General features: G+C 65.1%; 5 protein-coding genes. All 5 read left to right on the forward strand.

The features are described from left to right. A partial coding sequence (locus EN993_RS32235; RefSeq protein ID WP_127265809.1) for an aldehyde dehydrogenase family protein occupies positions 1–794 on the forward strand: 794 nt, incomplete at its 5' end. A 179-nt stretch (positions 795–973) separates the two neighbouring features. Beyond that, positions 974–1,912 carry an ABC transporter substrate-binding protein gene (locus tag EN993_RS32240; protein ID WP_245469029.1) on the forward strand — a complete coding sequence of 313 codons (939 nt, stop codon included), beginning with the start codon at positions 974–976 and terminating at the stop codon, positions 1,910–1,912. A 66-nt stretch (positions 1,913–1,978) separates the two neighbouring features. Then, positions 1,979–2,839, forward strand: a complete 861-nt coding sequence (locus tag EN993_RS32245; protein ID WP_127265812.1) for an ABC transporter permease — start codon at positions 1,979–1,981, stop codon at positions 2,837–2,839. Position 2,840: 1 nt separating this feature from the next. Further along, on the forward strand, positions 2,841–3,641 hold the full coding sequence (locus EN993_RS32250; protein WP_127265814.1) for an ABC transporter permease: 801 nt from the start codon (positions 2,841–2,843) through the stop codon (positions 3,639–3,641). Then, positions 3,638–4,113: ABC transporter ATP-binding protein (locus EN993_RS32255; RefSeq protein ID WP_164757950.1), on the forward strand; the 476-nt coding region annotated here is incomplete at its 3' end. The genes EN993_RS32250 and EN993_RS32255, both read left to right, overlap by 4 nt.

Consider the following 4,113-nt stretch of genomic DNA (forward strand, 5'->3'; position numbering starts at 1 on the left):
GTCCGGCAACCGCCCGCCAGATCGTCAGGAACACGGCGGAAAATCTCGCCTACACGACGCTCGAACTGGGCGGCAAAAGCCCGGTCGTGGTGTTTGCCGACGCCGATCTCGACAGTGCCGCCAACGCCGTCGTCGCCGGCATCTTCGCCGCCACCGGCCAGAGCTGCGTCGCCGGCTCGCGCCTGCTGGTCGAGCGTTCGGTGAAGGACGAATTCCTCGCCCGGTTGAAGCGCAAGGCAGAAGCGATCCGGATCGGCGACCCGCAAGATCCCGCAACCGAAATGGGGCCGCTTGCCACCTCCCGGCAGCGCGACTGGATCGAGAAGATCGTGATGGCAAGCCTTGCCGCGGGCGGACGGCTGGTCACCGGCGGGGAGCGGCCCACCGGCCACGAAAGCGGCCTCTATTACGCACCGACGATCATCGATGCCAACGACAACACCGGCCTGCCCTGCGTGCGCGAAGAACTCTTCGGTCCGGTGCTCAGCGTGCTCGCCTTCGATACGGAAACCGAGGCGCTCGCGCTTGCCAACGACACGCCGTTCGGCCTGGCGTCCGGCGTGTTCACCACCAATCTCGCCAAGGCCCATCGCATGGCGCGCGGCATCCATGCCGGCGTGGTCTGGGTCAACACCTACCGGGCCGTCTCGCCGCTGGTTCCGTTTGGCGGCTATGGCCAGTCGGGCCTCGGCCGCGAAGGTGGCATGGACGCGATCCGCGACTACACGCGTTCGAAATCGGTGTGGATACGCACCTCGGACGACCCGATTCCCGATCCTTTCGTCATGCGGTAGCCGCCGCAGGCCGGGGAAACGCGATCAAGGCGAAAACGCCGGTCGCAAACAGAAAACAACGAAAACAAACAGAGGAGAACGACATGAAACTGATCACCACCGGCGTCCTTGCCCGCCTTCTTGCAACAACACTTCTCGCAACGACACTTCTGGCAACGACGGCCGCAAGGGCCGAGGACATGGTGTTCACCTCCTGGGGCGGGACGACCCAGGAAGCGCAGACCAAATCCTGGGCCGAACCGTTCACGGCCGCATCCGGCATCAAGGTCATGCAGGACGGCCCGACCGACTACGGCAAGCTGAAGGCGATGGTCGACGCGGGCAGCGTCAACTGGGATGTCGTCGACGTCGAGATGGATTTCGCCATCAAGGCGGCCAAGGATGGCCTACTCGAGCCGATCGACTTCGCCGCAGTGCCGAAGGCCGATCTCGACCCGCGCTTCACCACCGATCACGCCGTCGGCAGCTTCTACTATTCGTTCGTGCTCGCCTGGAACAAGGGCGCCGTTTCGGGCGACCCGGCCGGCTGGGCCGACATGTTCGACACGAAGAAATTCCCGGGCAAGCGGACCTTCTACAAATGGTCGGCGCCCGGCGTCATCGAGATCGCGCTGCTGGCCGACGGCGTGCCGGCCGACAAGCTCTATCCGCTCGATCTCGACCGCGCCTTCAAGAAGCTCGACACCATCAAGTCCGACATCGTCTGGTGGGGCGGCGGCGCGGAGTCGCAGCAATTGATCGCGTCCGGCGAAGCGACGTTCGGCCAGCTGTGGAACGGCCGCGTCTTCGCGCTGGAGAAGGACGGCGCCGATGTCGGCGTCTCCTGGAACCAGAACCTGACGGCGGCCGACGTGCTGGTGGTGCCGAAGGGCGCCAAGAACAAGGACGCCGCGATGAAGTTCCTCGCCGCGGCGAGCAGCCCGGCCGGCCAGGCGAAGTTTGCCGAAGCCAGCGGCTATGCGCCTGTTAACACCAAAGCCAAGGCCGAGATGCCGGCCGATGCGGTGAAGGCGCTGCCGGACGCCCATATCGACGGGCAGATCAACCTCGACATGAACTATTGGGCGGAGCACCGCGACGAGATCGCCACGCGCTGGTATGCCTGGCAGGCGAAATAAGCCTGTCCCTTGAACAGCAAGGGACGAGACGGCCACACCGTCTCGTCCCTTAGCCGGATCGCTGCCATGTCGGTCGAAACACGCCAGAGCCTACCAACATTCCGCATGCCGGCAGGCCTCAACGGCCTGCTGCCGGCGCTGGTCCTGATCGTGCTGTTCTTCGTCGTGCCGGTTCTGGCCCTGCTCTTGCGCAGTGTCACCGAGCCCGAACCCGGCCTGCAGAACTACGCGACGCTGCTGGGTGACGGCACCTATGCGCGGGTGTTCTTCAACACCTTCCTGGTCGCGTCGGTGGTCACTATCGTCACGGTCCTCGTCGCCTTTCCGGTCGCCTGGATGCTGGCGATCATGCCCTCCGCACTCGCCTCGATGGTCTTCGGCGTCATCATCCTGTCGATGTGGACGAACCTGCTGACCCGCACCTATGCATGGATGGTGCTGCTGCAGCGCACCGGCGTCATCAACCGGACGCTGATGGCCGCTGGAATCATCGACCAGCCGCTGCCGCTCATCAACAATCTCACCGGCGTCACCATCGGCATGGTCTACATCATGCTGCCCTTCATGATCCTGCCATTGGTCGGTACGTTGCGGGCGATCGACCCGATGACGCTGCGTGCCGCGGCACTGTGTGGCGCCAGCCCCTTCCAGGCATTCCGCCGCATCCTGCTGCCGCTGTCGCTGCCCGGTGTCGCCGCCGGCGGCCTGATGGTCTTCGTCATGTCGCTCGGCTACTTCGTCACCCCGGCACTGCTCGGCGGCACCTCGAACATGATGCTGGCCGAAATGATCGCGCAGATGATCCAGTCGCTGCTCAACTGGGGGCTGGGCAGCGCCGCAGCCTTCATCCTGCTTGTCGTCACCATGGCGCTCTACGCGCTGCAGCTGCGCCTTGTCGGGGCCAGGCGCATCAGCGGAGGCGCCTGAGATGCTGCTCGACTATGACCGTATGGGCTGGCTGAAAATTGCCCTGCTCGGCTTCACCGCTCTGGTTGCCGGCTTTCTCCTGCTGCCTGTCGTCTTCATCGTCCTGCTCTCCTTCGGCTCGTCGCGTTGGCTGGCCTTTCCGCCGCCCGGCGGGACGCTGAAATGGTACCACGAGCTGTTTGCCGATCCGGCCTGGCTCGACGCTGCGCTGACCAGCGCCAGGATCGCCACCATGACGGCGATCCTGTCCGTGGTGATCGGCCTTCTCGCTTCCTTCGCTTTGGTTCGCGGACAGTTTGCCGGGCGTGAGATCCTGCGCGGCCTGCTGCTGACGCCGATGGTGCTGCCCGTCGTCGTCTTCGCCATCGCCATCTACGCCTTCTTCCTGCGCCTCGGCCTCGGCGGCACCACGATCGGCTTCGTCATCGCCCACACCGTGCTGGCCCTGCCCTTCGCCATCATCCCGATCGCCACCGCACTGGAAGGCTTCGACAAGTCGATCGAGGACGCGGCCATCGTCTGCGGCGCAAGCCCGCTCGAGGCCAGGCTCAGGATCACCTTGCCATCGATCCGCATCGGCATCTTTTCCGCCGCGATCTTTTCCTTCCTCGCCTCCTGGGACGAAGTCGTGGTGGCGATCTTCATGGCGAGCCCCAGCCTGCAAACCCTGCCCGTCAAGATATGGGGCAGTCTGCGCTCGGATCTGAGCCCGGTGATCGCCGCCGCCTCCAGCCTGCTGGTCGGGCTGACGCTGGCCCTGATGGTGGTGACGGCACTGCTGCAGCGAAAGGTCAAGACATGACCCAGCCCTTCCTCTCCATCCGCAATCTGCGCAAGGCGTTCGGCGCCATCACCGCCGTGCACGACGTCACCCTCGATATACCCAAAGGCGAGTTCCTGACCTTCCTCGGGCCTTCAGGCTCGGGAAAGTCGACGACGCTCTACGCCATCGCCGGCTTCCAGGATCCGAGTTCCGGCGATGTCGAGCTGGAAGGAAGATCGCTGCTTGCCGTGCCTTCGCACAGGCGCAACATCGGCATGGTGTTCCAGCGCTACACGCTGTTTCCGCATCTGACGGTGGCCGAGAACGTCGCCTTTCCGCTGCGGGTTCGCCGCCGGCCGGAGGCCGAGGTGAAGAAGAAGGTCGCCGACATGCTGGCCCTGGTGCGGCTCGAAAGCTTCGCCCAGCGCTTGCCGGGCGCCCTGTCGGGTGGCCAGCAGCAGCGCGTCGCGCTCGCCCGTGCGCTGGCCTACGATCCGCCTATCCTGTTGAT

Source organism: Mesorhizobium sp. M7D.F.Ca.US.004.01.2.1 (genome assembly GCF_003997785.1).
Lineage (GTDB): Bacteria > Pseudomonadota > Alphaproteobacteria > Rhizobiales > Rhizobiaceae > Mesorhizobium > Mesorhizobium loti.

Bases quoted from the DNA above. Each gene is read 5' to 3' on its own strand.
- EN993_RS32245 (WP_127265812.1), top strand. From the start codon at position 1,979: ATGTCGGTCGAAACACGCCAGAGCCTACCAACATTCCGCATGCCGGCA.
- EN993_RS32250 (WP_127265814.1), top strand. From the start codon at position 2,841: ATGCTGCTCGACTATGACCGTATGGGCTGGCTGAAAATTGCCCTGCTC.
- EN993_RS32240 (WP_245469029.1), top strand. From the start codon at position 974: ATGGTGTTCACCTCCTGGGGCGGGACGACCCAGGAAGCGCAGACCAAA.